The following is an 805-nucleotide window of genomic DNA, read 5'->3' on the forward strand; positions in this document are numbered from 1 at the left end:
GCAGCGAGACCGCGAGGTGGAGCCAATCCCATAAAGCCGTTCCCAGTTCGGATTGCAGGCTGCAACTCGCCTGCATGAAGTCGGAATCGCTAGTAATCGCAGGTCAGCATACTGCGGTGAATACGTTCCCGGGTCTTGTACACACCGCCCGTCACACCACGAGAGTTTGCAACACCCGAAGCCGGTGAGGTAACCGTAAGGAGCCAGCCGTCGAAGGTGGGGTAGATGATTGGGGTGAAGTCGTAACAAGGTAGCCGTATCGGAAGGTGCGGCTGGATCACCTCCTTTCTAAGGAAAACGTCCCTTACGGGACATGCCCATCGTTCAGTTTTGAGAGTCTAATTCTCTCTAGTCATGGAATGGGCCTATAGCTCAGCCGGTTAGAGCGCACGCCTGATAAGCGTGAGGTCGGTGGTTCGAGTCCACTTAGGCCCACCATTTCCATTATAATTTCAATCCTGGGGCCTTAGCTCAGCTGGGAGAGCGCCTGCCTTGCACGCAGGAGGTCAGCGGTTCGATCCCGCTAGGCTCCATTTGTCTTGTCCTTTGGATAAGGCACTCGCACCTTGAAAACTGAAGACATCAACAAGACATCAAACTTTTTATAACCATGTCATTAGACGTGTGTTCTTAGAATACCAACGCTAGATCAAGGTATGAAGGGCGTACGGTGGATGCCTTGGCACTAGGAGCCGATGAAGGACGCGACGAACAGCGATATGCTTCGGGGAGCAGTAAGTATGCTTTGATCCGAAGATTTCCGAATGGGGGAACCCACCATCTGTAATGGGATGGGACATGTTAC

The 805-nt window shown here is 52.7% G+C and carries 2 tRNA genes and 2 rRNA genes; all 4 read left to right on the forward strand.

From position 1 onward, the window contains the following. Nucleotides 1-288 (forward strand): 16S ribosomal RNA (locus tag BW42_RS08815); the annotation flags it as partial. A gap of 73 nt (nt 289-361) precedes the next feature. Next, nucleotides 362-438: transfer RNA gene (locus tag BW42_RS08820), tRNA-Ile, on the forward strand. A 22-nt stretch (nt 439-460) separates the two neighbouring features. Further along, a tRNA-Ala gene (locus BW42_RS08825) sits at nt 461-533 on the forward strand. Between the two features lie 114 nt (nt 534-647). Further along, nucleotides 648-805: ribosomal RNA gene (locus BW42_RS08830) — 23S ribosomal RNA — on the forward strand; the annotation flags it as partial.

The organism is Exiguobacterium sp. RIT341, from assembly GCF_000632205.1.
Classification (GTDB): domain Bacteria; phylum Bacillota; class Bacilli; order Exiguobacteriales; family Exiguobacteriaceae; genus Exiguobacterium_A.